Annotated in this window: 33 protein-coding genes and 1 pseudogene; 13 read left to right on the top strand and 21 right to left on the bottom strand. The window is 48.4% G+C overall.

The genetic code is table 11. The annotated features are described in order from the left end of the window. The 3 genes from NPE20_RS26195 to NPE20_RS26185 form a co-directional block, all read left to right on the top strand. A partial coding sequence (locus tag NPE20_RS26195; RefSeq protein WP_256541677.1) for a universal stress protein occupies positions 1–187 on the top strand: 187 nt, incomplete at its 5' end. Positions 188–248: 61 nt separating this feature from the next. Then, the gene (locus tag NPE20_RS26190; RefSeq protein WP_354003293.1) at positions 249–440 is read left to right on the top strand and encodes an SHOCT domain-containing protein; all 192 of its coding nucleotides are present in this window, start codon (positions 249–251) and stop codon (positions 438–440) included. Positions 441–464: 24 nt separating this feature from the next. Then, on the top strand, positions 465–596 hold the full coding sequence (locus NPE20_RS26185) for a hypothetical protein (protein WP_256541676.1): 132 nt from the start codon (positions 465–467) through the stop codon (positions 594–596). Here NPE20_RS26185 and NPE20_RS26180 read toward each other — a convergent pair. Genes NPE20_RS26180 through NPE20_RS26165 form a run of 4 tightly spaced genes read right to left on the bottom strand, consistent with a single transcriptional unit; the run spans position 593 to position 3,092 of the window. Continuing rightward, positions 593–1,456: a universal stress protein gene (locus NPE20_RS26180; protein WP_256541675.1), complete on the bottom strand. Its 864-nt coding sequence runs from the start codon at positions 1,454–1,456 to the stop codon at positions 593–595. The two genes, NPE20_RS26185 and NPE20_RS26180, sit on opposite strands and share 4 nt — an antisense overlap. Before the next feature lies 1 nt (position 1,457). Next, positions 1,458–2,207: an SDR family NAD(P)-dependent oxidoreductase gene (locus tag NPE20_RS26175; protein ID WP_256541674.1), complete on the bottom strand. Its 750-nt coding sequence runs from the start codon at positions 2,205–2,207 to the stop codon at positions 1,458–1,460. A 29-nt stretch (positions 2,208–2,236) separates the two neighbouring features. Then, on the bottom strand, positions 2,237–2,875 hold the full coding sequence (locus NPE20_RS26170; protein WP_256541673.1) for a nitroreductase: 639 nt from the start codon (positions 2,873–2,875) through the stop codon (positions 2,237–2,239). A 13-nt stretch (positions 2,876–2,888) separates the two neighbouring features. Further along, the gene (locus NPE20_RS26165) at positions 2,889–3,092 is read right to left on the bottom strand and encodes a hypothetical protein (protein ID WP_256541672.1); all 204 of its coding nucleotides are present in this window, start codon (positions 3,090–3,092) and stop codon (positions 2,889–2,891) included. Between the two features lie 275 nt (positions 3,093–3,367). Between NPE20_RS26165 and NPE20_RS26160 the strand changes: the two genes are divergently transcribed. Next, positions 3,368–3,742 carry a response regulator gene (locus NPE20_RS26160; RefSeq protein WP_256541671.1) on the top strand — a complete coding sequence of 125 codons (375 nt, stop codon included), beginning with the start codon at positions 3,368–3,370 and terminating at the stop codon, positions 3,740–3,742. A 19-nt stretch (positions 3,743–3,761) separates the two neighbouring features. Here NPE20_RS26160 and NPE20_RS26155 read toward each other — a convergent pair whose 3' ends face one another. Continuing rightward, on the bottom strand, positions 3,762–3,905 hold the full coding sequence (locus NPE20_RS26155) for a hypothetical protein (protein ID WP_256541670.1): 144 nt from the start codon (positions 3,903–3,905) through the stop codon (positions 3,762–3,764). Positions 3,906–4,162: 257 nt separating this feature from the next. Between NPE20_RS26155 and NPE20_RS26150 the strand changes: the two genes are divergently transcribed. From NPE20_RS26150 to NPE20_RS26135, 4 genes are all read left to right on the top strand, one after another. Further along, positions 4,163–4,816: a DUF4136 domain-containing protein gene (locus tag NPE20_RS26150; protein WP_256541669.1), complete on the top strand. Its 654-nt coding sequence runs from the start codon at positions 4,163–4,165 to the stop codon at positions 4,814–4,816. Next, positions 4,813–5,592, top strand: a complete 780-nt coding sequence (locus NPE20_RS26145; RefSeq protein WP_256541668.1) for a universal stress protein — start codon at positions 4,813–4,815, stop codon at positions 5,590–5,592. Before NPE20_RS26150 ends, NPE20_RS26145 begins: the two co-directional genes overlap by 4 nt. A 66-nt stretch (positions 5,593–5,658) precedes the next feature. After that, positions 5,659–6,093 carry a hypothetical protein gene (locus tag NPE20_RS26140; protein WP_256541667.1) on the top strand — a complete coding sequence of 145 codons (435 nt, stop codon included), beginning with the start codon at positions 5,659–5,661 and terminating at the stop codon, positions 6,091–6,093. 80 nt (positions 6,094–6,173) lie between these two features. Then, a complete protein-coding gene (locus tag NPE20_RS26135) occupies positions 6,174–6,764 on the top strand; it encodes a DUF975 family protein (RefSeq protein WP_256541666.1) in 591 nt (196 codons plus the stop codon). On the opposite strand, the gene NPE20_RS26130 is transcribed toward NPE20_RS26135, so the two are convergent. The 7 genes from NPE20_RS26130 to NPE20_RS26100 form a co-directional block, all read right to left on the bottom strand. Then, complete coding sequence (locus tag NPE20_RS26130) at positions 6,761–8,023, bottom strand: PAS domain-containing sensor histidine kinase (RefSeq protein WP_256541665.1); 1,263 nt, start codon at positions 8,021–8,023, stop codon at positions 6,761–6,763. The two genes, NPE20_RS26135 and NPE20_RS26130, sit on opposite strands and share 4 nt — an antisense overlap. 24 nt (positions 8,024–8,047) lie before the next feature. Next, positions 8,048–10,990: a chemotaxis protein CheB gene (locus NPE20_RS26125; protein ID WP_256541664.1), complete on the bottom strand. Its 2,943-nt coding sequence runs from the start codon at positions 10,988–10,990 to the stop codon at positions 8,048–8,050. Between the two features lie 201 nt (positions 10,991–11,191). Further along, the gene (locus tag NPE20_RS26120; protein ID WP_256541663.1) at positions 11,192–12,346 is read right to left on the bottom strand and encodes a DUF1302 family protein; all 1,155 of its coding nucleotides are present in this window, start codon (positions 12,344–12,346) and stop codon (positions 11,192–11,194) included. Continuing rightward, positions 12,343–13,065, bottom strand: coding sequence for an ABC transporter ATP-binding protein (locus NPE20_RS26115; RefSeq protein ID WP_256541662.1), 723 nt, complete (start codon positions 13,063–13,065; stop codon positions 12,343–12,345). Before NPE20_RS26115 ends, NPE20_RS26120 begins: the two co-directional genes overlap by 4 nt. A gap of 40 nt (positions 13,066–13,105) precedes the next feature. Further along, positions 13,106–14,269 carry an ABC transporter permease gene (locus NPE20_RS26110; protein WP_256541661.1) on the bottom strand — a complete coding sequence of 388 codons (1,164 nt, stop codon included), beginning with the start codon at positions 14,267–14,269 and terminating at the stop codon, positions 13,106–13,108. 62 nt (positions 14,270–14,331) lie between these two features. Beyond that, positions 14,332–15,534 (bottom strand): ABC transporter permease, encoded by a 1,203-nt coding sequence (locus NPE20_RS26105; protein WP_256541660.1) that lies wholly within the window; start codon positions 15,532–15,534, stop codon positions 14,332–14,334. A gap of 16 nt (positions 15,535–15,550) precedes the next feature. Beyond that, positions 15,551–16,264, bottom strand: a complete 714-nt coding sequence (locus NPE20_RS26100; RefSeq protein ID WP_256541659.1) for an outer membrane lipoprotein-sorting protein — start codon at positions 16,262–16,264, stop codon at positions 15,551–15,553. A gap of 259 nt (positions 16,265–16,523) precedes the next feature. On the opposite strand from NPE20_RS26100, the gene NPE20_RS27035 reads away from it, so the two are divergent. The 5 genes and pseudogenes from NPE20_RS27035 (at position 16,524) to NPE20_RS26075 (ending at position 18,150) form a co-directional block, all read left to right on the top strand. After that, complete coding sequence (locus NPE20_RS27035; protein ID WP_256541658.1) at positions 16,524–16,628, top strand: winged helix-turn-helix transcriptional regulator; 105 nt, start codon at positions 16,524–16,526, stop codon at positions 16,626–16,628. Positions 16,629–16,664: 36 nt separating this feature from the next. Next, positions 16,665–16,760 (top strand): annotated as a pseudogene (locus NPE20_RS26090) (AraC family transcriptional regulator); the annotation flags it as partial. Positions 16,761–16,845: 85 nt separating this feature from the next. Continuing rightward, positions 16,846–17,193 (top strand): isomerase, encoded by a 348-nt coding sequence (locus tag NPE20_RS26085; RefSeq protein ID WP_256541657.1) that lies wholly within the window; start codon positions 16,846–16,848, stop codon positions 17,191–17,193. Between the two features lie 10 nt (positions 17,194–17,203). Further along, the gene (locus NPE20_RS26080; protein WP_256541656.1) at positions 17,204–17,557 is read left to right on the top strand and encodes a DUF1330 domain-containing protein; all 354 of its coding nucleotides are present in this window, start codon (positions 17,204–17,206) and stop codon (positions 17,555–17,557) included. Positions 17,558–17,574: 17 nt separating this feature from the next. Continuing rightward, positions 17,575–18,150 carry a Crp/Fnr family transcriptional regulator gene (locus NPE20_RS26075; protein WP_256541655.1) on the top strand — a complete coding sequence of 192 codons (576 nt, stop codon included), beginning with the start codon at positions 17,575–17,577 and terminating at the stop codon, positions 18,148–18,150. Positions 18,151–18,189: 39 nt separating this feature from the next. Here the strand turns inward: NPE20_RS26075 and NPE20_RS26070 are convergent, their stop codons facing one another. From NPE20_RS26070 to NPE20_RS26030, 9 genes are all read right to left on the bottom strand, one after another. After that, the gene (locus tag NPE20_RS26070; protein WP_256541654.1) at positions 18,190–19,098 is read right to left on the bottom strand and encodes a helix-turn-helix domain-containing protein; all 909 of its coding nucleotides are present in this window, start codon (positions 19,096–19,098) and stop codon (positions 18,190–18,192) included. Between the two features lie 48 nt (positions 19,099–19,146). Beyond that, entirely contained in the window at positions 19,147–19,764 is a 618-nt protein-coding gene (locus NPE20_RS26065) for an SDR family oxidoreductase (protein WP_256541653.1), read from the bottom strand. 297 nt (positions 19,765–20,061) lie between these two features. Next, on the bottom strand, positions 20,062–21,465 hold the full coding sequence (locus NPE20_RS26060) for a zeta toxin family protein (protein WP_256541652.1): 1,404 nt from the start codon (positions 21,463–21,465) through the stop codon (positions 20,062–20,064). A 41-nt stretch (positions 21,466–21,506) separates the two neighbouring features. Beyond that, a complete protein-coding gene (locus tag NPE20_RS26055) occupies positions 21,507–21,899 on the bottom strand; it encodes a hypothetical protein (protein ID WP_091171724.1) in 393 nt (130 codons plus the stop codon). 104 nt (positions 21,900–22,003) lie between these two features. Next, entirely contained in the window at positions 22,004–22,489 is a 486-nt protein-coding gene (locus NPE20_RS26050) for a hypothetical protein (RefSeq protein WP_256541651.1), read from the bottom strand. 36 nt (positions 22,490–22,525) lie between these two features. Continuing rightward, positions 22,526–23,590: a relaxase/mobilization nuclease domain-containing protein gene (locus tag NPE20_RS26045; RefSeq protein ID WP_256541650.1), complete on the bottom strand. Its 1,065-nt coding sequence runs from the start codon at positions 23,588–23,590 to the stop codon at positions 22,526–22,528. Next, complete coding sequence (locus tag NPE20_RS26040; protein ID WP_256541649.1) at positions 23,587–23,967, bottom strand: plasmid mobilization protein; 381 nt, start codon at positions 23,965–23,967, stop codon at positions 23,587–23,589. The genes NPE20_RS26045 and NPE20_RS26040 overlap by 4 nt, the downstream gene beginning before the upstream one ends. Positions 23,968–24,136: 169 nt before the next feature. Continuing rightward, positions 24,137–24,997, bottom strand: coding sequence for a DUF8464 domain-containing protein (locus tag NPE20_RS26035; protein WP_256541648.1), 861 nt, complete (start codon positions 24,995–24,997; stop codon positions 24,137–24,139). A 169-nt stretch (positions 24,998–25,166) separates the two neighbouring features. Next, positions 25,167–25,514 (bottom strand): helix-turn-helix transcriptional regulator, encoded by a 348-nt coding sequence (locus tag NPE20_RS26030; protein ID WP_256541647.1) that lies wholly within the window; start codon positions 25,512–25,514, stop codon positions 25,167–25,169. Positions 25,515–25,540: the final 26 nt, after the last annotated feature.

Below are 25,540 nucleotides of genomic sequence, written 5' to 3'. Positions count from 1 at the left end.
CGCCGAAGACGTCCATCAGGGCTTACAGCATTACTGCAAACAGAACGGGGTAGATATGTTAGCGATGACCCATGGAGAACATTCGTTTATTGCCAGGTTGTTCGGTCATAGCGAGACCAGGGCGATGCTAGCCGATCAGTCATTGCCGGTAATGGTTTTTCCGCCTGATTTTAAACACATTAGTTAATATAATTTAAATTTTAAGCCATGTTTAATTACGGTTATCATTTTTGGGGAATGCACCTGATATGGTGGTTCCTCTGGTGTGTCATGTTGACCTCTGGTGTGTCATGTTGATCTGGATATTTGCCACGCCTTACGATCTCCCCGGGCAACGCAAAAAAAAGGATTCACCTTTGGATATTTTAAAGAAGCGCTTTGCTTCAGGAGAAATAACAAAAGAGGAATATCACGAAAGGAAGAAGATATTGGAAGAATGAGTAATCAATAATGAGTTTTGCGCTATGAAGAAAATGATCAGATCGAAGAAAGCGGGTGGCAAGATCAACCCTTATCCATTCCTGCTGCTGGTTATGCTCTTGCTGGCGGTTATTTTTATTGTGATACATTTTATTTTCAGGAATACGGTCTTTTAACTATTTGCGGTGTTAAGGGGAAAGACCAGCAGTGGTATTTTCTGATGGGCAAGCTCCCTTGCCACCGTGCTTTCACTGAACAGTTTTTTAAAAAAGGAATAGTGATGGTGGCTCATGGCCAGCAGATCGGCGCCGGTCTGCTTACCGACCCGGTTCAAACGTCCAACTACTTCCTTGCCGCGAAGTTCTTTGCAGGTGATCCGGGCATTCTTCAGTTTGGCCAGTTGTTCTTTGAATGTTGTTTCCTTTTGTTCCGGTTCGTAGCCATCGGTCCCATTAAGCACTATATGTACCACCTCGATCGCGAACTTCAGCAGCCGGCTTAACTCCGACAGGTAGCTGATGGCAGCCAGGTCACCGGGTTCATAATCGGTCGCAAATACCACTTTATCCAGTTGGTTTAATGCCGCGCGGGAAGGCACGATGAGCACCGGGCAATTAGCGGCCTCAATAACCTGCAGCGTATGGCTGCCCGTGAATATATGTTCTACCGCGCAACCGGACGGCGCGCCGATCACGATGAGCTCGAAAGTGTCTTCATGAAGCAGCTGGGTCAGTCCATCCCGGAAGCTGCCTTCCGAGTAGCGGGTAGCCAGTTGCGGCCGGTAGTCGCCACCGGAATTGGTCATAAAATCCGCCAGTTCCTCCGCCAGTTCTCCGAACCGGTCACGGCTTTCTACCGTTCCGGCAACCGCCTCCGCGAATGTTGGGCCGCCCAGGTAGCCGGGCATGACCGGCACACGGGGGGCACAATTCCATAAAAGCAACTGCGTATGCAGTTGTTCAGCCAGCCAGGACGCGCTTTCTGCCGCGTGGATGGCTCCCCTGGAAAAATCGGTAGGTACGAGGATCGTTTTCATGTTATTGCGCTAAGTAACCACCGTCGATATTATAATAGGAGCCGGTAACGAAAGAGGCTTTATCGGAGTTCAGCCAGAGCGATAGTTCGGCCACTTCCTCCGGCCGGCCTAAGCGGCCCATCGGGTGTAACCCGGTCAGCAACTTCATGGTGTTTTCATCCAATACCTTCAGCAGCGGAGTCAGAATATAACCGGGGCCGATCGCGTTGATGCGAATTCCCTGGTCCGCGTACTCCAGCGCGGCAGCTTCCGTTAAGCCGATAACGCCGTGTTTGGCCGCAACGTAAGCGGGCGAGCCTTTGGTGCCAACCTTGCCGAGAATCGATGCCATATTCACGATACTGCCGCCACCCGAAGCGATCATGGCCGGGATCTGGTAATGCAGCCCATAAAATACACCCGATAAGTTGACGGAGATCACCTTATCCCAGCCATCGACCGGGTATTCGCTAACCGTATTTAACGGACCGCCGATACCCGCGTTATTGACGGCGATATGCAGACCGCCAAAATGCCGGACGGTCTCTTCCACTAACTGCTGGTGCTGCGCCTGTACAGCCGTATCCGCTTTCAAAAAAATGGCGTCGCCACCGTTCGCCTGGATAGCGGCGAGGGTTTCATGACCGCCTTTCTCATCCAGGTCCGTAACGGCCACTTTGGCGCCCTCCGCCGCGTATAATATAGCAATAGCTTTGCCGATACCGGAACCCGCCCCGGTGATCAGGGCTACTTTATTTTCCAATGTTTTCATAACTTTTTTAAATGAACATGGTTGGCTGATCAGCAGCATTCCATGCGGTCTATAAAAATGACGTTAGCTGTTTCCCTGGGATGCGGCTCAGGTTTTTCATTACCATACCCTATGATCACCGCTAAATGCACCGTTTCCGCATCCGGTACCTCCAGTTTATGGTAAACCGGCGTCTGCGCGATGAACTTGGCAAACCCGACCGGGCAGCTGTCCAGGCCAAGCGATCTGGCTGCCAGCATCATATTCTGCGCACACATACCGATATCAAGGCCCGCCCACTCATTGTCTTTGGGTGCGGTAATAAAGATGACCACCGGCGCACCGTGAAACACCGGGTCGGGGCTTTTGTCATGCAGCGCCTGGGGCAATTCGTGTAGCAATGTCTTGACCGTGGCTACTGGGTGTTTAAGCAATTCCCGGAACAGGACTTTAGGCGTGACCTTTGCGATCGCCCGCGAAAAGGCAGCGATGGTGTCCTGATGCGTAGCAATATAGAATTTCCAGGGTTGCCTGTTCATGGCGGATGGCGCCATGCGGCCCGCCGCCAGAACCTGATCCAAGAGTTCTTCTTCCACCATATCCGGGCGGTATTTCCTGACCGCTCTTCTTTCGAAGATGGTTTTTAAGGTTTCGTTCGTTAAATTTTCCTTGATTAATTGAGTTTCCATGGCGTTTGTATGATTAACAGGTTCGAAAGATCTCCGGAAAAATACCTTCTCCCGGAGGCGGGAAATCGTAGGGCGATACCCGGGACTGTTTTTCCGGTTCCATAGCGGGGGCTTCTTCCGGGATCTTCGGCAGGCCGGGTGCTGCCGGAGGCCTGACTTCAGGCGGCTGTTTTACCGGCGGTACCTCATTTGGAACCTTGATGCTTCGCTTTTTCATGAGTCGGTCAATTGTTGTTATATGCAAAATTAACCGCAAAACAGCCGGGCGGAGATGACCCCGGTCAGCCTGCGAAATGATATTCATCAGGCGGGAGCAAAAAAATAAAACAAAAAATAACATTTGGAATGTGCTCACCGTATATTTGCCTACGCCCCGGACCTCGATCACTTTATCCCGCCACAGCGTGTCCACTGAATCGATCTATCCCGATCATGGCCCTTTCAAGGCGCGTGTTTTAACGAAGACCTGACTGTCTTACTAAATTTTCCGCTATGAAAAGAACCATTTTACTGATCGAGGATAATACCGATATCCGCGAAAATGCCGGCGAATTGATCGCCCTGGAAGGCTACGAGGTGATCGAAGCCGCTTCCGGCGAGATCGCGCTCGCCCTGATCGATCTGCAGCGACCGGATGTGATCGTTTGCGATATCCTAATGACCGGCCTGGATGGTTATGCAGTTTATGAACAAGTGAACCGCAGCTATGCCGGCATTCCTTTTATTTTCACAACAGCCAAAGCAGAACCTAAGGACCGGCAAAAAGCAACGGAGGCGGGTGTGCGCTTCTACCTGACCAAGCCCTATGAAGCTACGGAATTACTGGGCTGTATCGCGTCCTGTCTCTCCGGTAGGGGCGACGAGTAACGCAGCAGCATTTGACCTGTCAGCCTACGAGGTTAGGGAAAAGGAAGAATAGGATCAGTAATAAAATAATAAGTGCTATGGTAATCAGCGTTGCCAGCTGGCTATGTTTATCTGTCCAGGTCAGGCGTCTTTTGCGCGGCTGCATAGAATGCGTGTGTTTCATGGCCATAAAATTTATTAAAACAAATTTCCAGGATCAGCCGCTATCCTGCCATGATGCCGGTCAGTTCCCCGACTGACCCTGGTCAGTCCGCAGCTTTCTCTATAGCAAATGCTTTCACGGTAGTTTCTACTTAGCCGGGTGGCCCGCGGTCTCCCTCGTGCCACCTCTGCAATTGATCAGTATCACGCTTATGGCTGACGCCGGTCATGGCTATAGCGTTCCGCAGGCCTCAAATTTGTGTCTTAGACTGCAATATCATGAAACAATCAAATTCATTTGTACTGGTATTACTGGCCGCTCTTTTCGCCGGCTGTACGGCCTACCAATACTATGCGATCGAAAGCCCCCGGGCCACTTTTCCGAAATACCGCACCTTTGCCTGGCTGCCTGCAGCGGATACGACAGGTCATTACAGCGATATTGCCGATGAAAAGATCAAAGATGAGGTCACTGCACAGCTCGAGCGGCGCAACCTCAAACTGGAGCCCGCCCGTCCCGACCTGCTGGTACGTTATACCATACAGGTAAATGACCGGGTTAGGATCTATAATCGCCCGGTCTATGTTTATGGGCCGCGGACCATTTATCATGGGGTGACGCGCAACCGGTATGGCCGTTATTTTTATTTTGGTTATCCCAGCAATTTCATGGTCTATGTTGGTGATGATATCGAACGCGTGCCTTACCGTGAGGGCACGCTGATCATCGACCTGATCGAACGGAAAAGCCGGCAGGTGATCTGGCGCGGCTATGGCATAGGTGATGTGGACGATCCGCAAAGAGCGATAAATGATATCCCGAGGGTCGTGGAGGGCATCCTGAATAAGCTGCCGATCGTTCCCGCTGAAGATTTTCACAAGCTGCTGATCAGCCACGCCACCGTTAATGTTCCTCAACAAGCCAGGCCATGAAACAGATCCTGGTCATGATCGATTTTTCGGTGAACGCAGCCCACGCGGCTGATTATGCCTTCCGCCTGGCAGCATGCCTGCAAATGGATATTTTGTTGGTCCACTATACGGGGCAAAAGCCACCTGTAGATTCTGGAATCTCTGAGGATTGGCTGGAAGAACAACGGCTCGCACAGCAAAAAGCCGGCGTGGAAAAACTCCGGCTGCTGAGCGTAGCGGTGCGAAAGCTGGCGGAATCACTGGATGCGGGGGCCTACCTGCCCGCTGTACGCTATCAATGGCAGGACGGCGCCTTTGATCCGCGCCTGGCTGTTTACGACCCCAAAAGTACCGTCGGGCTGCTTGTCGCCGGTAGCCACGAGTACCTGCCGGGCGGAAAGCCCAGCCAGGATCACGCCCGTCTGCTGATCGAGCATGGCCTGCGGCCCCTGCTGATCGTGCCGCCCGATGCTGACTTTCAGCCTTATAGACAGATCGTTTTTGAAACTTCGCTGGCCGAGGAGGAGATGGCCCGCCTTCAGACATTGATTAAACTGGCTGAACCGTTCCAGGCGGAATTGGTGATCACCCCCGTACCGCTGGCCAAAAAGCTCCGGGACCGCGCAGAGCGGTTCATGGCCGCGATCGCCCGTCAAAGCCCTTACACGCATATTCGCTTCCAGGAAACATTACCGGTGCTGAAGAAACCGGAATTAGCAGTTCCTGGCGGAAATTTCGATAAGGGGCAGTGGCCACCCGCCGCACTGGGGCAGCGCGTTCCCTTATTAGTCTTATAACCCTAAACAGCTATACGATGCACCCGCAGCACGCGCCCCTTTTCTTAGTTGCTTACGGCTTTTCGAATGCCGTGGGACTGTGGATCCTCTGGGCCGCTTTCCGGAGGCCCGGCCAGTCACGAACTGGCCCTGGCCCTGATCTTTGGCTGGGCGGTCTGGATCAATTATGACACCTGTCATGAGCATCCGGAGGCTTACCTGGAATTCGGACGTTATGCCATGGGTTATAGTAGCTTTATCAACGGCTGGTTCCGCGGCCACATCAAGGGGATGGTCAGCACGATCGCTGCCGGCCAGGGGTTAATCGCCCTGGCGATGAGCTACCGGGGCCAATGGGTGAGGGCTGCCTGCATGGCTGCGATCGTTTTCCTGCTGGCGATTACGCCCCTTGGTTTAGGTGCCGCTTTCCCTTTCCTGCTGATCCTGGCTTTTGCAGCCGGGAAGCTCCTCTACCAAACAATGGCCTGGCCGTTATGGTCGAAGCGCGCTTACCAACGATAAGCATGAAAATCAGTCCGGACTGTGCCTTACGTCATTTTTCCGGCTTTTGCCATACCGTTCCTTTGTAAAAAACAAAGATTATGGCAACAGAAAATACAGCGTTAATGCAAGCTGCCCGGGCAGCCCTAAAGGATAAATGGGGATTGGCGATCGGGACCTTCCTGGTCTATAGCCTGATCATGGGCTCTTTTGGCGCGATGCAGAAGGTCGGCTTAGCCGCCATACTCGTGGCCGGCCCCATGATGCTGGGCGCTGCCACATTTTCATTGTCCTTGTCCCGCGGTAAGGATGCGAAACTGGAGCAGTTATTCGACGGATTCAGGTACTTCACCGGCGCACTGCTGACTTATCTGCTCTCCCTGTTATATGTCCTGCTATGGCTCTTGCTGCTGATCGTACCGGGCATTATCGCGGCGCTATCCTATGCGATGGTTTTCTATATCCTCGCGGATGATCCAAACTTAAAACCACAGGACGTGCTTGCCCGAAGTAAAGAATTGATGGATGGCTATAAGCTGAAACTCTTTTATCTGTTCCTGCGGTTTTTACTGCTGGCCATCTTATGTGTGCTCACGCTGGGCATCGGATTTCTCTGGCTGATACCCTATATCCATGTTACCCTTGCAAAATTTTATGACGATCTGAAAAATAAAGGGTACCAGCCTGGTTAAACCTGTGAAAATGTCACGGTGAAAAGGGTTCCCTCATTAGGCCGGCTGACAAAGTCGATCGTGCCCTTTAATAACTCCACATACCTTTTAACAATATTAAGCCCCAAGCCGGTCCCCTGAATATTGCCCGTATTATGCGCCCTGAAAAACCGGGTAAATACGTGCTCCTGTTCGGCAACGGGTATGCCGATGCCGTGATCTTCTACGCTGATGGTAATGCGCTGATCGTTGACGCTGGTCAAAAGGTTAATCTCCTCTTCTTCGCCGGAATATTTACAGGCGTTGGACAGCAGGTTCAGCAGGATATGCTGCAGGATCTTCCGGTCTTCGGTAATCTCCCGGAGCCCCTCGTGGTAGTAGCTGATCACCTGGCCCTGCTTCCGGGTTGCGGATACTTCTTCCATCAGGTCCTCGCAAAATTCGGGCAGATCGAAAGGGGTCCGCTGAATTTCGACCTTGCCGCTCTCCAATTTTTCAATGGAAAGGAATTCATCAAGAATGGTGACCAGATGTCTGATGGAACTTTTGACGCGGCCCAGGTGCCTTTTCATTTTCTCGGTTTCGCCGGACAGCGCATACTTTTCGACCAGCGTCGTACTGGATAGCATGGAGGTCAAGGGCGTGCGGAACTCATGCGAAGCCATACCGATAAAACGCGATTTCATGGTACTGAGTTCTTCCGACCTGGTCAATTGCATTTCGATCTCGTGTTCGTGTTCTTTAATATGGGAGATATCTGTCATGATCGAAAGCAGATGTTTGAATTCGTGCCTTTGGTCCCACATGACCTTGGACTTCACAAAGGCGGCAAAAATGGCGCCATCCTTCCGTCTGATCTCGCATTCCATCCGCTCCAGTGTCCCTTCCGCAATGGCGGTATTCAGGTGCCGGTAAAAGTTGTCCTGATCCAGTCCGGTATGCAAAAAGCTCGAAAACGGCTTGCTGATCAGCGATTCCTTGTCCATACCCAGTTGGGCTGTCGCGCGGACGTTCACCTTCTCGATCAGGCCTTCTTTGTCCAGGATAAAATAACCTACCGGTGATAGTTCAAACAACTCTGCATATTCGGACAGTGCCGCACTGAGCCTTTCCTGGGTGTCCAGCAACTCTGCGTTTTGCATCTGGAGTTCTATCTCATGCACACTGAGTTCATGTTCCAGGTCGCTGATGCCGGGTTTTAGGTTGCTTCCTTTCAGTTCCTCCTCGGCTTTTTGACGCAGCCTGGAGAATTTGTCTTTTTTTGATATGATCTTGTTCATATTGACCTCCTGTTTTTCAATTCATCAGCTGGATTTGTTTTTTATTGCGGACTTTGCGCTTAATACCTCCTGCCACACGCCCGCGATATAAGCGGGCTTTCCGGGCCGTGCGGCGGTATACCGGATCGTATTGATAAACTGCTTGTACTTCCCGTTGGCGCATTTCCACCGGAAGTTTTGCTCATCATTTCCCTTTTTAGCGATCCCGGCAAAAGCAGTGCTCATTTTTTGCTGATCGTCCGGATGGATGCGTTGCATCCAAAATGCGGTTTTACCGGTGAACTGCCCGGGCAGGAAGCCGGTGACCTTTTCACAGCTTTTGCCGACAAAACTGAATTCCAGCTCAGGTGCCATGGTGCAGGTATAGGGTACCGCCGGCAGGTTCTCCATCACCAGGTTGAGATGCTCGTTGCTTTTGGCCAGATCGTGCTCCACCGCTTTTTGGCTGCTGATGTCAACCAGCGTGATCAGCACGCCTTCGATCATATTTTCAGAGGTGCGGTAAGGAATGATCCGCATATAATACCAGGTCCCGTCCGATCCGCTTACCTCTACCGATCTGGTTTCGAGCGTTTTGAGCGCATGGCTCACATCATCAGCCAGGTTGTCATAGTGCAGATTGAGCTTCAATTGGGTAAGCGGGCGGCCGATGTCCGCCGGGATCAGGTTGAATATCTTCGTAGCCGCCGGGGTGAACCTTTTGACCCTCAGTTTGCGGTCCAGGTAAACAGTGGCCACTTCGATGCTTCGCAGCAGGTTATTCAGGTCGTTATTCGACTGTGACAGCTGATCGATCTTGCCGGTCAGCTCGGTATTGACCGTGATCAGTTCCTCGTTCAGGGACTGTAATTCTTCCCGGGAGGTTTCCAGCTCTTCATTCGTGCTCTGCAGTTCCTCATTGACGCTCTGCAGATCTTCATTGGCCGATGCCAGGTCATGGACCGCGGCCTGCAGGTCCGCGCGCGTCAGTTGCAGTTCGTTTTCCAACCGGCTGTTCCGGTTCGTTTTTTTTATAGAACCAGCTGCAGGTGGGGTTTCAGGCAGGTCCGCCGGTTCAAAAACAACCATTAACGTACCCGAATCATACTTCCTGGTCAGCAGGGGTTTGATATGCAGATTAAACTGCCGGACACCGTTATTGCCAGCGATCTCCAGATGGTTCTTCTGGACGGCCGTTTTGTTTTTACGGGCTTTTTTGATGGAATTTTTCAGGTGCGTTCTCAGCTCCTTACCGGCCATTTCAAGGATATTCCATTTGGCCACGCCGTTGGGCGGTGAGAGATATATCGCTATCGGGCCTGAAAAGTATAGCGCGTCATTGTTTTTATCAATGATGACCGAAGGCGGGCTTTCGGCTGCCGGCTGTTCGGCAGCGGCCGGTACCGGCGCCGCCTTTGGCGATGCGGTAGCAGCGCCTTTTCTGGCTGAAACGAGCTTGTCGCCGATAAAGGGCAATTCCAGCAAAGGCGACGGCCTTTTGGCATGACCGTTCTTTTTCCTGAATAATTTGTATTTCGCATCGATCGTGGTGAACAGGCCAGTGTATTCGCCGATACTTTCCGAGGTGCCTAAAAATAACCACCCGTCATCATTCAGACTATAATGAAACAGGGGAATGATCTTTTTCTGTAATTCGCTTTTGATATAGATCAAAAGATTTCTGCAGGAGATCAGGTCAAGTTTAGAGAAAGGCGGGTCTTTCAGCAAGTTGTGATGAGCAAATACCACCATTTCCCGGACATCTTTTTTGACCTGGTAGCCGTGCTCATTTTTGATGAAATATTTGGACAGGCGTTCGGGAGAAATTTGAGCTGCAGCACTTTCACTGTAGATCCCGAGCCGCGCAAATTCGATGGCTGCTTCATCGATATCAGAAGCGAAGACGGTAACCTTTACATACTGTTTGTTGCTGTCCAGCGCTTCTTTCAATAAGATGGCCAGTGAATAAGCTTCTTCACCGGTGGAGCAGCCGCATACCCAGGCCCGCAGCTCCTGCTTATCCCCGCTTTGCTCCAGCAAGAGCGGGACAGCCTGCTCCTGCAGACGCTTGAAGGCATCGCTGTCCCTGAAAAAAGAGGTGACACCGATCAGGAAATCCTTGTAAAGCCGGGTCACTTCTTCGGGATGGTCCTTCAGGAATCTGGCATACTCCGCCAGGGTAGTGAACTTGTTCAGCGCGATCCGTTTGTTGATCCTGCGGGCGATGGTATTGAGCTTGTAATTCGAAAAGTCATAACCGGTCTGCGCCCGGATGATCTGGAAGATCTTACTTAATTTTTCCTCCAACTGGCCGGAGAGCTCGGCATCCACCGGGACCGCCGGAAGCTTTTCTTTGCCCATCAACTTGCTGAGTTGTTCGGCCATTTGTTCCGGGGGGAGGACCAGGTCTGCAGCCCCGGCCGCGATGGCGCTGCGCGGCATGCCGTCGAACTGTGCCGTTTCCGGCTCCTGAACCATGGTAATGCCTCCCGCTGCTTTGATCGCCTGTAATCCCAGCGCACCTTCGGTGCCTGTGCCGGAGAGCACGATTCCGGCCGCATTCTCCTGCTGGTCAGCGGCCAGGCTGCGAAAAAAGCCATCGATCGGCCTTCTCTCGGCGCGATCAGCCGCGGGACCGGTCAGCAAAAGTTTTTGTTTTTCGATCGTCAGGGACTTGTTAGGCGGAATAACATAGACATGATCGGGTTTGACCTTGTCGCCGTTAACGATTTCCCTCACCATCATTTTCGTATGACCGGAGATCAGTTCGGCCAGCAGGCTTTTATGGCGCGGGTCAAGGTGCTGAACGATCACAAAAGCCATGCTGCTGTTAGCGGGGGCATGTTCAAAAAATACTTTAAGCGCTTCCAGTCCGCCGGCGGAAGCGCCGATACCCACAATAAGCAGGGACGGGTTTTGGGACGGGGCATCTGCCCGGGCACTTGCGGGTGTTTTTGAAGGCGTATTTTTTGACCTGTTTTTTTTCACGGCTACATGTTTATACGAATATAACTAATCAGCCTAATTTGCCAAATGGTTGTACTTCCTGCAATAGCAGCCAGTGTAGTTCCCACGGCCAATTTTTCGTGTAGTCGTTCAATAAAAAAAGAATTCCCGCGATAGATGCTATTGAACTTAAAATATCGTGTAAAATTTTGGAATAAAAAATGATCTGCATCACATTTCCCGCTAAAAGCTCCATTTCAGCCGGAAAAAGCAAGTGTGATTCGCCGCTTCGAAAGCATGATCCTGTTCGGCAAAAAAGGATTGCCACACCAGGTCCGCATCCAGGTTCGTAGCCAGGCTATACCGGAAGGACGGATAAAGGATAAGCAGGTTCGACCCGGGAGCGTAGACTACACTCAAATTTGCAGAAAACAGGGGGTTAATCTCCTTCATCGTTGTTGCAATGATATTCCACCGGGTGGGCATCAGGTTTTCCGGCGAAAGTCCAAGGCTCAAATTGCCCCAATTACTTACAGGTTGATTTAAACCCCGGTTATTGAACAAAAGACCTAAATTTATATACCAGCCGTTTTTAAACATATAATCCCCCTGAAGGGTCAGGTTCAAATGGTCGTTTGAATCCCGTCCGGGCAAAAAATACTGCACCTCGCCTTTAAAACCGGCATCTTTAATATTCCCTGCCCAACCGGCGCCCAGTGTTGGATGGGTATGGTACCACCCGGTAATGAGCTGCAGGTCATAACCCCATTGATTGAGGGCGAACTTAAACGCTGCCACATTCCCGTTTTTTTGACCGGTATTCGCATAAGCAAGTTCGGTATTGAAAACGCTGCTGAACAGGTACCTGGCTTTGGCACCGTCCACACCCGGCCGCTCTTCATAATCAAAATCAAGAAAATTGTAGGAATTAAAAATGTCGTTAGGGTTCCAGGTGGTCGCTACTCCCCAATTGATCCGCTGGCGTCCGACACGGATACTCAGTTGATCATTTCCATAATCAGCATACAGCCTTTCCACGTTAGTCAGCAAAACCAACGACTTGTTTTCCATCCATAGCTTTTGCATGTTGATCGCTTCGTTTTCGTTTCGCAATAACGATACGAAGCCCGGGGTCAGCTTTACTTCCTCTCCCCAGATCAAGCGTGTACGGAACTCGGCATCGCCGGTAAACCGGTCGGTCGGCATCCATTTTACATTGATCCGGTTGTGAATAGTGTTACCGGATACCAGATCGCTGAGATATTTATCAAAATTGAGCGTCTGCAGGTTTTTAATATACCCGTTAATGGCCAGCTTTTTTGATGTTGCGGTGCTGTCCTGGGCATTTGCTGCTATTGCAAACGAAAAGATGAACCCGATAGCCAGCAGCTTTTTCATTTCTTTCCGCCGGCGTGACCATGTTTGGTTGAAACAGCTGCTGTATCGCTGGTTATTTTACCGTCGACCAGGGTGATAACCCTTCGGGCCCGGTCAATTACCCGCTGGTCATGCGTGGAAAAAAGAAAAGTGATTTGTTCTTCCTTGTTAAGCTTTGCCATGATATCCAGTAGATTAGCCGCTGACTGAGAGTCAAGGTTCGCGGTTGGCTCATCTGCTAAAACAAACTGTGGTTTGGTTGCCAGTGCCCTTGCAACAGCCACGCGCTGCTGCTGCCCGCCTGATAATTGCGCGGGACGGCTATCGAGCTTATCTGCCATTTCTATCTGGTCAAACAATTGCTTTACCCGTGCGTCGCGTTTGCTTCTTTCCACCCCCTGCAACTGCATGATGAATTCCACGTTTTCTTTTGCCGTAAGCACCGGGATCAGGTTAAACGATTGAAATACAAATCCTATGTTTTTCAGGCGGAAGTCGATCAGCTGATCGGCAGATAGCCCGGTGATATCCAGGCCATTGATGCGCACCTGACCATCATCAGGTTTGTCCAGGCCGCCTATTAAATTCAGCAAAGTGGTTTTGCCCGACCCGGATGGCCCGACCAATGCAGTAAACTCCCCTCTTTCTATGTGCAAATGCACGTTGTTTACCGCGTATACAGGTATAGTCTCTTTGTTGTATACCTTACTGATGTTATGTGCATCGATTACTGTATTCATGATCATCTGTTTATAAGGCCTTTTTCATCTTCAAACCCGTTTATCTTCTCAATGCCTCAACGGGCCGCAATTTCACAGCTTTTATGGCAGGAAATAAGCAGGAGAAGATAGCGGTGCCGGTAACGATCAGCATAACAACCAACAACTTATCCGCCGGAAATTCCGGATAAATCATCGTCCCAAAACCAAAACTGCCCATCATATCCCGCCCCATACCCGACAGGTCGAGCCCGTGTTTATTAAAATAAGCCGATGTGCCCCAGCCTGTCAAAATACCAATGGGTGTGCCGGCAAGTGTCAAGAAAACGGTTTCCAGAAAAATTAAAGCGAACACTCTTACCCGGTTGGTACCCAGCGCCATCATCATACCGATCTCGCGGGTCCGCTCTAAAACGGCCATCAGCATGGTATTAACGATACCAAAAGCCAGGGCAAACATGATGATGACCATGATGATATAAGCGTATTGATCTGTTGTCTTGACCATAAAATCCGTTTCCGGCGAAATTTCCCTCCACGACTCGACCTGATAGGCAGGAAACAATTGCTTTAACTCCTGCTGTACTTTGTTTACATCCTCATCATTTTTCAGCAAGAGCATAACCTCGTGGAACCCGCTTGAAATGCCTAATAAAGCATTCAGGTCAGTCATTGTGATGTACACATTTTTCTCGTCCAGCGGCGTATTGTCGCTTTTGTAAATGGCAGTTACGCGAAACGCCCCTGAAACCATATTGCTTGCGGTATCGGTAAAAGTCAGCACGAGTTTCGACCTGACCTTTAACTTCATCTTTTTAGCCAGCTTTTGACCGATCATGATCTCATTGTTTTTAACCGGATCAAAAACCTTCCCGGCGACGATCTTCTTCTTAAGTTGGGAAGCCTCATATTCCAACTGCGGAACTACGCCGTTTATCTGCACACCCGCGCTGCCGGTTGTGGTCGAGAGCATGCCGGTGGTTATGCTTCGTGGTGCAGCGAGTTTGACCGCGGGCATTGAACTAACTGTTTTTAATATTGAGGCCCCGTCCGTCAGCACAAATTTGGGCTCGTAATCTTTCTTAAAATTGATATCGTGTAGCTGTAAATGGCCAACCTCAGCGTCGATAACGGTACGTACCCTGCTTTTCATCATCCCTTTATATAAGGCCAGCACGGCAATACCGGCAAATAAACCCACCGCTATGGATAAAATAATAACCATGCTCCGCATTTTGTTGCGCCAGATATTCCGCCATGCCATTATGAAGATCATCATCATTATTGTTATCGTTTCATTGCTGTAATAGGGTCTAACCGGATCACTTTGTATACAGGGTACAGTGATAGCAATAAGCCAATTAACAGCACGATTACCCCCTGGTGAATAAAAATGGCAGCACTGGTTGAAGTGGGAAATATGGCTTCAAAGCCAAATTTCTCGTATATTTTCGCAGTTTCACCGCCCATTCTTAAAGGGTGCCGGTTTAAATAATATACAATAGGGATACTGGCCGCTATCCCCAGCAAGCAGCCCGTGATCACGGTGAAAACCGATTCAAACATGAGCAGGAAAACCAATTTGCTTTTTTTCATCCCGACAGCCACAAGCATACCCATTTCAAACTTTCTTTCAACCATCATCATTAATAAGGTGCCAAAAATGCCAAAGCATATCAGCAGGTATAAAATCCCCTGGATGTATTTCATACTATTCGAATCCGATGCGATATGCTGTTTGATATCCGGCATCAGCTCTTCCCAGGTCATCACTTCGTAAGCCGGACCGAGGTACCCGGACACAGCAGACCTCGTAGTTTGAAGGGCCTTGATATCCTTCAATGAAAGAATATAAGAGGTTACCACGCCACCCGCACTGTAAAAATCCTGCGCGGCAGCCAGTGGCATAAACAGTGATTTGCTGTTTAATTCCGGTGAGCCGAATTTTACTATCCCTTTGATCAGATATTTACCGGCTGCTGTAGCGCCATGATAACCCTGCCCGATGAGTAATACGGTATCATTAGTCTTCAATTTCAACCTTTCTGCAAGCCCTTGCGACAACAATACTGCCTGTTCATTATCCTTCAGGTAACGGCCCTGCACAACTTTATTTTTTAATAGGGTGATCCGGTTCTCTTGTTCGGGTTCGATACCGGCAACCAGCGCCCCCTTGGTTATATCAGCCGAAGACGCTAATGCAAATGATTCTATTCTTGAAGTAACCGTAAGTACGTTTTTGTCGTTTGAAATTCTTCGTTTTGGCTCGGCTGATGATTCAAAGCTATTATCCAGGATTTGCTCGTTCCAGTACCCCTGTTTGTGCACTTGTAAATACCCTGTATAAAAGCTCACCACGTTTTTGACCAGATTACTGAAAATGCCCTCTTGCAAACTGCTGGCTATGACCGATAAAATAACAGCAAAAAAAATCGCCGCCATTGTAATAAGCGTTCGCGTATTATTACGCCACATATTCTTCCATGCCATTTTGATCAGCCACATTTTATTTGAGGGTCTTCATTTTCTCCAGCGAGAAGAAATTATCATCGATGGGTTTATTGTATTGAATATTGCTATAAATCATGATCGTTTTTTGCCCCTTTTTATCAGCAGGTATCATTTCAAACCGGGTTGGGATGATACGGTCGTGCATCAGTTTGATATCATAGCTGTTCATGGTATTAATCAACTGGCCGTCGTCGTCAAAAAAACGGTTGTTCAATTCAAGGAAATCTGTTTTGTCGATACATATGATCACCTTGCTCCAGACCACCGCGGTTGCCGGTTTGGGTATCATACGGATGATATAACAACTTTTGTTTTGGATAACGGTATCACCCAAAATGGTTTGATTGTAATCTTCCACTACCGAGGATTCCTTCACCAGGTCATCATTGGTAAAATCCGTGCCCATCCAGCTCTGGCTCATCATGGAAGGGGGAAGCTTGATGTTGCGCTCCAGAACCGGCATCCAGTTCCATACTTCTTTTCGTTTTTTCAAGAAAACTGTACCCTTGTCTTTGGCCGGGGATTGGATGAGGATCATGGAAAGCTGGTTCCCTTTGGTCCATATTTTGCATTGCATTTCCCGGCTCCAGGTCGGGCGGACAGTTTTGATTATTATCTCGGCCTGCATCGTGGCGCCCCGCATTTTTTCATCAGCTTTTCTCACGATTTCTTTGGCATCCTGCGCGCCTGCGCTGAAAAATGAAAACATGAAATATAAAATCGTTGCGGGTCTCATACTTATTTATTTTGACTTAAAAATGTGCGCCGGGCAACTCTCGGCCGTTTTTCAGCGGATTTCAGCTGCTAAGTTATTAACGAATATTTTAACTAACCTTGAGCAGGATCAGTCAATGGAGTGATCGTGGGCATTATTGCGCAGCCGGCCCCGGGTAATTTTGACTCCAAATTCGATCACACTGGGAATAAATGAGAATACTAAGACACCGTTTTGTTATCCACCGAGCAAGGTGATTTACAGCCTGACAGATTTCGGCAAATCCTTAATTCCGACATTGAACGTGATCCTGGCCTGGGGTAACCAGATCGGCGGACAGCGGGGGCGAATTTATTAGCACCCGATAACTTAACCTGCCTTAAGTTGATTCAGATGGGCTTTAGGGTTTGAGCATTCTCAGTCTTTCAGTAAGTTATTCAAAAGCAAAACGAAACGTTCGCCGCTGGAATTCAGGGCTTCATTTAATTGAACAAACACGTTGTATTTCGTTTAAACTCTTCAACTACCTGAACTTTTTTCAGGCCGGGGTCTCCGACCTTTGTGTTATGGAAAATATGAAGAACATCGAAGAAACCATTCTCACTTACACGAGTGCGTGGAATGAGACTGAACGAGAGGCCATCCTGGAGAAGATCAGCAAATGCTGGGCACCGGCCGGTACTTATACTGATCGCTTAACCGATACCATCACCGGGCCGGACGCGATCACTGACCTGATCATCAGTTCGTACGTACAAATGGGGCCACGAACGTTTCATGTACTGGCAGAACCGCAGGTACATCATCAAAGCGGCCGTTTCCGCTGGCTGGCCGTACGTCTGGAAGGTTACCCGGTTGAGGGTATGGATTATTTTGAGTTTGACAGCGAGAAACGCATCACCCGCATTGTAGGCTTTTTTTAAACAGGAAATCATGAAAATAACATTGCCGAATATTGAATCGGGCCAGGGGCCTGTGTTGATGCTGAACATGATCAGGTTCAGGGACAAAAAGATCTACTTTGAACAGTATTTACCCGCATTTAACCAGGTGGTGCAGCAACTGGGTATTGAAGGTGTTACCGTAAAACTGGTGAGCGAGGTCGTCGCCAACATTATGGCCGACGAAGACGAAAAATGGGACGAGATTGTAGTGGTAGAATATCCGAGTGCTGAAGCGTTCTTAACCATTGCGCAGAGCGAAATCTATCACGAAATAGCTAACCCGCTTCGTGAGGCCGGAACAGCGGAACTGAAATTGTTCATGACGCGCAAAATTGACTTTTAAAAGTTATACTTGCTGATATGTCAGAACTCATCCTGTCCAATTTTGCCTTGCACATAGCACTTGCCCCTGACGAGCAGGAGCAAGTGCTTGCCTTGTTGCAGCGCAAGACAGTTGTTAAACGCAGCATATTGCTGCGCCCCGGCGAGATCGAACGGCATATCTATTTTGTTAACGAGGGTTGCCTACGCATGTACCACACCGATAAGGACGGGAAGGAACACAACCTCTGCTTTTTCCCCGGGAACTGGTGGGCTTGTGATATCGTAAGTTTTTTTAAAGCGAAACCCGCTACCAACTCCATCCAGGCATTGGAAAATACAGAAGTGTGTTACTTTTCCTTGCCCGCTCTCGAGCGGTTATTTGTCGAGGTGCCCAGGTTTGAGCGCTTTTTCCGCATCCTCACGCAAAACGGTTTTGACATGTTTCAGCGACGGGTTACGTCAAACCTGTCAAAAACCGCCGAACAGCGTTACCGCGAATTCCGCAGGCATTACCCGGGACTTGAACAGCGCATATCCCAAAAGCATATTGCCAGCTACCTGGGGATTACAGCTGCCTTCCTTAGCATGATGCGCAAAGAAAGGGACCTGTGATATCTACACCTCGTTGCCTGGCAAAAAACCGCTGTCAATTTAGTTTAGCTGATTACGCCGGAACTGTACAGGCGAAACACTGGTGCGCTGTTTGAACAGTTTATTGAATGATTGCGGATGCTCAAATCCTAACAGGTAAGCGATCTCCGCTGTGGTCAGGTTTGTCTGGTTCAATAATACTTTTGCTTTCTCGATCAATGCCAAATGGATATGCTGCTGCGTAGTTTTACCTGTAAGTGCTTTAAGCAGATCTGAAAGGTAGCGCTGTGATACATTCAAATGCGTTGCTATATCCTGTGGCGAAGGCAAAGTGTTAATGATCATATCTGCACCCTCAAAACGCTCGTTCAACCAAATGTTCATCCGGCTGATAAGGTCATGGTGCATGTTCTTCCGGGTCAGGAACTGCCGGTTGTAAAAACGGTTACTGTATTTGAGCAACAGTTCGAGTTGCGATACCAATACGTTTTCGCTGAACTGATCGATATGGTTATCGAGCTCCATCTCAATCGCTTTAAAAAGCGCACCCATAATCTGCTTTTCTTTTTCAGAAAGGAACAAAGCTTCCGCAACTGCATAATCAAAAAATCCATAGTTATGAATGTTCTGTGCCAGCGAATGTCCACCTAATAATCCGGGATGGAAATATAAGGCATACCCCTGGTAGTCCCCGGGGTCGGCGGTCATTTGTACGATTTGTCCCGGTGCTAAAAAGGCCATGCCGCCATCTTTAAAATCGTAAGTGCCCGGGCCGTATTTAACGTTGCCGTTAAAGTCCTTTTTAAAAGTGATCTTGTAAAAGTCGAGCATGAACCAGCTGCCGGCATCACGCAGGTCTATCTTTACCTGGTCGTAGTTGACCAGTGTGATCATCGGATGTGCAGGCGGATCTAACTTTAGCCTACGCATCAGATCAGTTATACTATTAAACTTTAACGGCTTGTCCATTTGGCTCGATGATTTATTAATTTCATTGGTCAGTATAAAGATACTGAATCAACCCTGAACAGACGGGCGGATTACCATATCACCTACGTCCACGTTATCGGGCTGCTTAATGAAGTAAGCAATCGCCCTGGCAACGGCTTCAGCGGGGATAGCCATTTTATCGGCATTTTGCTGAATGGTATTTCTGACTTCCTCGTTTTTGATATTGCTTGCAAATTCGGTGGCCACATAACCCGGCGAGATACCCGTTACGCGCCAGCGGCCCTGCGATTCCTGGCGTAAGGCTTCGCTGATGGTACGCACAGCGTTTTTGGTACCGGCATAAACACCCATGGTAGGTACAATGCTGATACCAGCTGTGGAGATCACATTAATGATGTGACCTGAACCCTGTCCCTTAAAAATAGGTAATGCTGCGGCGATACCATACAAGGTGCCTTTCAGGTTAACATCGATCATCTGTTCCCAGCCTTCTACGTCCAGCTCCTCCATCTTATATAATTGGCTGATACCCGCATTATTGATCATGACATCGAGCCTGCCAAACCGCTCAACAGCTGATGCCGTCAATTTAGCCAGATCTTCACGGCAGGTCACATCTGTTTCCAAAAAGACAGCCTCGCCGCCGTTAAGGAAGAAAAGGAGCTTCCAAACACCCCGCAGCAATTGGAATTGTTTTAGAATTTTAAATTCGGAAGCCTAAGCAACCGGATTTTTTAATTCTAATTTTGAACATAAACAACTGATATTTAGCCTTTTGAACTATGGTATGTTGTTGCAAATATCAGTTGTTCAAAGAATGAAAGCAAATCACAACCGCAGTTTTCAGATGTCACATTTATACGAAGTTGTTGCAAATATCAGTTGTTCAAAGAATGAAAGCAAATCACAACGCGCTTCGCGCGTTGTGATTTGCTTTCATTGAAATAGCCATTAACCCTTTCGTGTTATAGTGATCTTATTTCAACGGCCTATTTTAGGAGCCCAGTCAAGTCCCTGGTCTAAATCTTCGTCGGGGTTCCTGCCTTTTTTTTGATCTTGTTCTTGCCTTTTTGGTTCCTCCTTCCTCAAATTTTGCTGGATCAGTTCTGGTAAGGCAGATTGAAAAAGCTGTTTAACCACAGCAGTCAACTCGTTTTGAATAGGGTGGGCTTTGACAAATTCTTTAATATCAACCTCAAGTATTTCTGCCGTACCTACCGGATCGAGCTTTGCTTCAACGGGAATTTCGACTACAACAACATTTTTCGGCAGTGATCTGATATTGGCCGGGGGATCGTAAACGGTATGTTTTTGCGTATGATAGAAAAAGAGATAGGCTTCGCCTGCACGCCCGGCCTGCATCTGGGGCAATTGAATGCTGTTTCCCGGTGCTTTTGTTTCACGTAACTCGCCCAACCGCAGATCTATGGTAAAATCTGTTCCATTAATATTAATATGTGGCAACTCACCCGCCAGGCGCTTATTAAGCTGCTCAGCAAATTCCTGCTCCTTTATTTGTTGCTCCATTTGCAAGTGCAATTGTTTTTGGGTGAGATATTCACTCTGCATGTCTTTCAGGAAACCTTTAATCTCCTGCTCAGCGGCGTTCCTGGCCTGCATTAAATGAACCGCATGTTGAACACCCTGGTTAAAACTTGCTGAAAGCTCCGGCGACCATTTCCGGTCAATTTCATCCTGGAACAGTTGCAAGGGATTAGGCGGATTGGTAGCGATCAGATAAACCCCTAACTTAAAGGAACCTTCAACGGGTTCAACGCTACGGCCATATATTTGCAGTTTGTTGTACAATGCGGCAGATTGTACAGTATAAAGGGTGGGCGCAACCATCTCATATTTTTGGTCATGCACTTCCTTGCCGACCATTCTGCCACCTTTCTCCTGGGACTTCATATCCTCAAAGCGCAGGTGGGTGCCCAACAAACTCAGCCGGGGATGGATAGCCAGCAGCTTAATCTCTACACGGTAGCCCTTTTGTTGAAGTTCATCGATGGTCTTATTCATCTCTGGGCCGGACGAAAACGTTGTTTCCAGTATATAGTTAAGCCGGTTGTCTTCGCAGTAAGCCCTCAAACCATTATTCCAATCCTGGGCGTTTTTGGCAGTAAGTGAAGGATAGTAGGATTCAAAGCGGGATTTGATCTCATGGGCGTCAGGGTGATAATCTCTGAACAAGTCTGCATTACAATTAATAATATTACCGCCCAATTCGGCCCTGGCGATTCTTTCTAACTCTGTTTTGCCCGCACCAGGCTGGGCACCTAAGACAATGACCACGGGGCTATCGGATGGTTTAGCAATAGCCGTGTTATCTTCAATAATGATCTGTTGAATTTTGTCAAACCGTTGTTCAGAGAGCGTGTACAAGTTCTTTAAGGACTCGGTTCGGTCTACTCCATACTCTGAACTTAAATCGGGATTTTTTTTTTCTCCGCTAATAAAATAGGACCGTATTTTTCAATGACCTGATCCATCCGCTCCAGGCTGGAAAAATTATCATTGTTGTTTACCGCCTCAATAGCCTCTTTGCGTAAAGCCAGCAATTCCTCGATGCGCTGCTGATCGGGATTGGCCTTTTCAGATTCTTTCATTTTTTCCCGCGAGGCCAGTGCTACCAATCCGTTTAATATAGAGTTAGCGCTTTCAGTTCTGGTATACCAGTCGAGCGGATTGCGCGCCTGTACGGTTTTAGCAGGGGGTAATGGCAGGTTTAATTGACGGTACATTTCAACGTAGGTTTGGTAATCCATCACCACTCTTGTCGGTTCACCGCTTTCGTCTGTCAAAATTTGTGTTTCCATACTCTTATCCATCGTTAATCAAATTTACTAATTTTTTTGGTTGTTTGATAGGGCAGCCGCCAAAACCGCTGCCCTATATTTAATGGGTTCATGGCAGAATTGAATTAACGGACGTGGGTTAAATTCATATAGTGCCAGATCAGCATAATGGTGCCGACCGATGTTACCAGCCCAATCAATCCAAGGACGATCCATGAAAGCACCGCTTTGTATTGCTCGGGCGTTTTTGCATCTGAGAATAGCTGAAGTTTCCGTGTGATCGGGGCCGGGCCTCTGTTGATCGTCTCTCTGATCGCAACAAAGTCTGTAGACATGCTTTTAGTGATGCCTGCAAGCCCAGCAGTAATGGCTTCCTTTACCATGGACAGATCAGGAGCTGGCGCAGTCACCTTCATATTGGCCAGCTTGGTTGCAAATTCTTCTTTTTGCTTCTTGCTTTCAGTGAACAATCGTTCGATCATGGTGTTTTTTTCCTTAATCTCTACTGCCTGGGTTTCCATGTATTTCTGCATTTTTTCTTCATGCTCGAAAATATTTTTGAGCATATCCGTCATAGTCACTTCATCGATTGCTGTTGCTTCATTCTTCATATTATCATTAATTAATGGTTTTACAATTCAATTTTCCTACCTGCTTATGTGGTAGCTTTGATCCTGGCCTAACTTTTTCTTCTTCTTTTTGCTTGGCGTTTCCGGTTCCCCTTCCGGCATATTTTGAAGCAGGCCAGCAAACAATTCGCCGCCAGCTGCCAGGGCTGCCCTTAAATAATGCGTTTCCGGTTCCCGCTTCAAATAGGTTTTCTGCTCTATTTGCTCATTCTCGCTAATCACTTCCCGTAACTGATCGGCCAAACTTTTGGGTTGTTCCTGCCCATAAGCTTGACGTTGATCGCGGGCCTGGTTTTTAGGCTGCATTTGCTGTACCTGCCGCTGTGTCTGCTCCTGCCGAATTTTCTTTTCGATGTCGGCCAGGCTGTAACCAACCTGGCTGCCTTTGAACCTGACATGCTGCTGATCGGTAAAAGCAATACCTCGCCCAAGTTCCACCTGATAGCCTTTCTGCTCCATGTAGCTTTTGACTTCCTTTACGCTTTTAAATTGCTTAACGGCCCTCGCCAAATGTGCTTTTAAATGTTCCTTGCGTTGATCCACCCGCTGGCTTTGCGCTACCCGCTGCTCTGGTTTCAGGAATTTGTTAGGGCTCAGCACTTTGGTCAAATTGTACGCCTGTTCCATCCGCCTGCAATATTCAGCCATGCGCCGATAACTGTTACTGTCGCTCGCGGTCGGCCCCTCTAAACCGATCCGGTTGGCAACAATATGCAGGTGTTCATGCTCGGTATCGGCATGGGTAATCACTACGTATTGTCTATCTGCAAAATCAAACTCTTTGGCCAGTCCCTCGGCAATATCGATCTTATCCTGTATGCTGAGTTTACCATTGTCGGCCAGGTCAAAACTGATACTGGCGTGGAACACCGGCTTGCAGACATTTGGGTTCAACTGCGCTACCTCTACAAATTGCCGGATCAATTCTTTCTTGTTGCCAAAGCACTGGTTGTAATAAATGACCTCCGCCTGCTTCTTTTCCATTTCCAGCTTTTGCTGTTCCTCATTCTCCTGCAACCGGCCTTCATGCAGGTAGCTCATGCAGCCGCGAAAACTTTTACCTGTAGTGATTTTCCCGATCATGCCAAATAATTTTTAACCTCTTTTACTATACTCTGCAAGCCTCTGACTTCCTGGTTCAACAATGCTCTGTCGAGCGTATTTAAGTCTTCACCCTTGTTCCGCTTCCTGGCGATCTGATTTAAATTGGCCGCCATGTGATTTAGGGTGCCGGTAAATTGCAACACTTCCTTCGGCAAAGTCTTCACGGTTATCCGGCCATTTAATCCTACTTGACGGAGATAAATTGATACGTTTGTCCTGGCGCGTCTGGCATTGGCCTGTATCATCTTTTTCTCTATGATATTACACATCACCGTCAACTGGCAATCTCTTTTTATTTGCGCCTTCGGGCGGCCACCCTTGTTTACTACTCTTACTTTCTGTGTCTCCTTCTCCATTTGACTTACTTTAAAATCAAGGCCGATAAAGCATCAATCTGTCTTAATAAATTCTTTTCTATCCCCCCAAATGCGATAGCATGAAGGGGGGCCAGCGAGTTTCGGCAGGGCCGAAACATAGCTGGCTCTGCAAAAAACGAAAATGCCGATGCCGCCATGCCGATCCTTTTCATAGGCTCAACCGCCTGCTCTGCTGCTGAATTTTGAGATAGGCATTAAGGTCTTTATAGCCGCTATAAAAGCGGCTGGCATCCTCTACATTCGGAATTGTTTGCTTAATGAAAGCCATCTCTTTTGCTGCCGCCTTATCGTGATCCAGGTACAATTTGGCAGCGGGACGTTGTTGCAAAATCTCCAAACTTTTGCCCACAAAGCTGAGTGAATTCAACACCAGGAAATCGCCAGGCATATCGCGGCCATTTAGTGTTAGCAAAGACAAGAAATCTGTAAAGCCTTCAAATACGTGAACCGTGTCTGCTCCTTGATCGATGTAGGTCAGATCTTTGGGGGACGAGGATAATTTAAGCTGTGCATTACGCAGTTCGTAGCCACCCGAGTTGTTTTTAAAGCCGATAGCCAGGTAACGCTGCTCGTTCAATGTAAACAGTACTTCCTTGCACCATGCTTTAGCCGTGTAATAATCTATCGCACGTTCATGCAGGTATTTTACTAATGTCAGGTTTTGCAATTCGCCAGCCTGGATGATCTTTATTTTATGCTCTGGTTCAACTACCGTTTCTTTTACCCGCTGGTGAAAAGGAAGAGAACGATCCCCGGCGCTTAGCAGGCTTAATAATTGTTCTACTGTACACTGATGCAGCCGGATACCCAAGTCTATAAAATTACCACCGACCCCCATGCCGTGGTCAAACCATGCATTGAGTTGTGTGTTAACTTTAAAAGAAGCTGTGTTTTCCTCCCGAATCGGAGAGAGATACCAATGGTTAACCCCTTTAATATATTGTGGCCGGAACCCGCATTGTGCCAGATAATCGACTATCGAAATTTGCCTGGCTTCGTCGCAATTCATTTTGCGCATGGATTAAAGATTTGTTCAAAAATTTGTTGATTAGCTTTTTTTCATCGGCAATACAACGGGTGCACCGCGAGCGAACCTGTGTCGGAGACCGGGCCGGTTACTGCCGCCATTCGGACCGGACGCAATTCGCACTGGAGATGGTCGACTAATGGAGCACCTGTCATTTACGTCGCGCCCTCCGTTTAAACACAAAATCATCCGCCTTTGCAGTTATTTCCTCATAGGTTAGTTTTTTATGGGACATCAGCCACTTGAGAATTTCCTTTCTGGAAAAACGGACACCGCCAGAGGGTATGGCGATATAGGGAATTTTGCCTTTCGACTTTAGTTGGTAGATAGTTTGCCGGGCGTATCCGGTAGCTTTTTCTGCCACTTCGTAGCCACCAATTTCGTCGTCATCCTCGGACGTCTGTACCGGTGCGGCAGGAATTGGAGTGGACTCTTTTAGAATGGTAATGAGATCGGAAACCTTCAGATCTATTACACGGGTGTTTTCATTTATGTTCATTTGCATTCCGTATTGATTCGGAAGCA

Origin of the sequence: Mucilaginibacter aquariorum (assembly GCF_024498135.1) — a bacterium.
Taxonomy (GTDB): domain Bacteria; phylum Bacteroidota; class Bacteroidia; order Sphingobacteriales; family Sphingobacteriaceae; genus Mucilaginibacter; species Mucilaginibacter aquariorum.
This window is presented reverse-complemented; position numbering and strand designations above follow the sequence as displayed.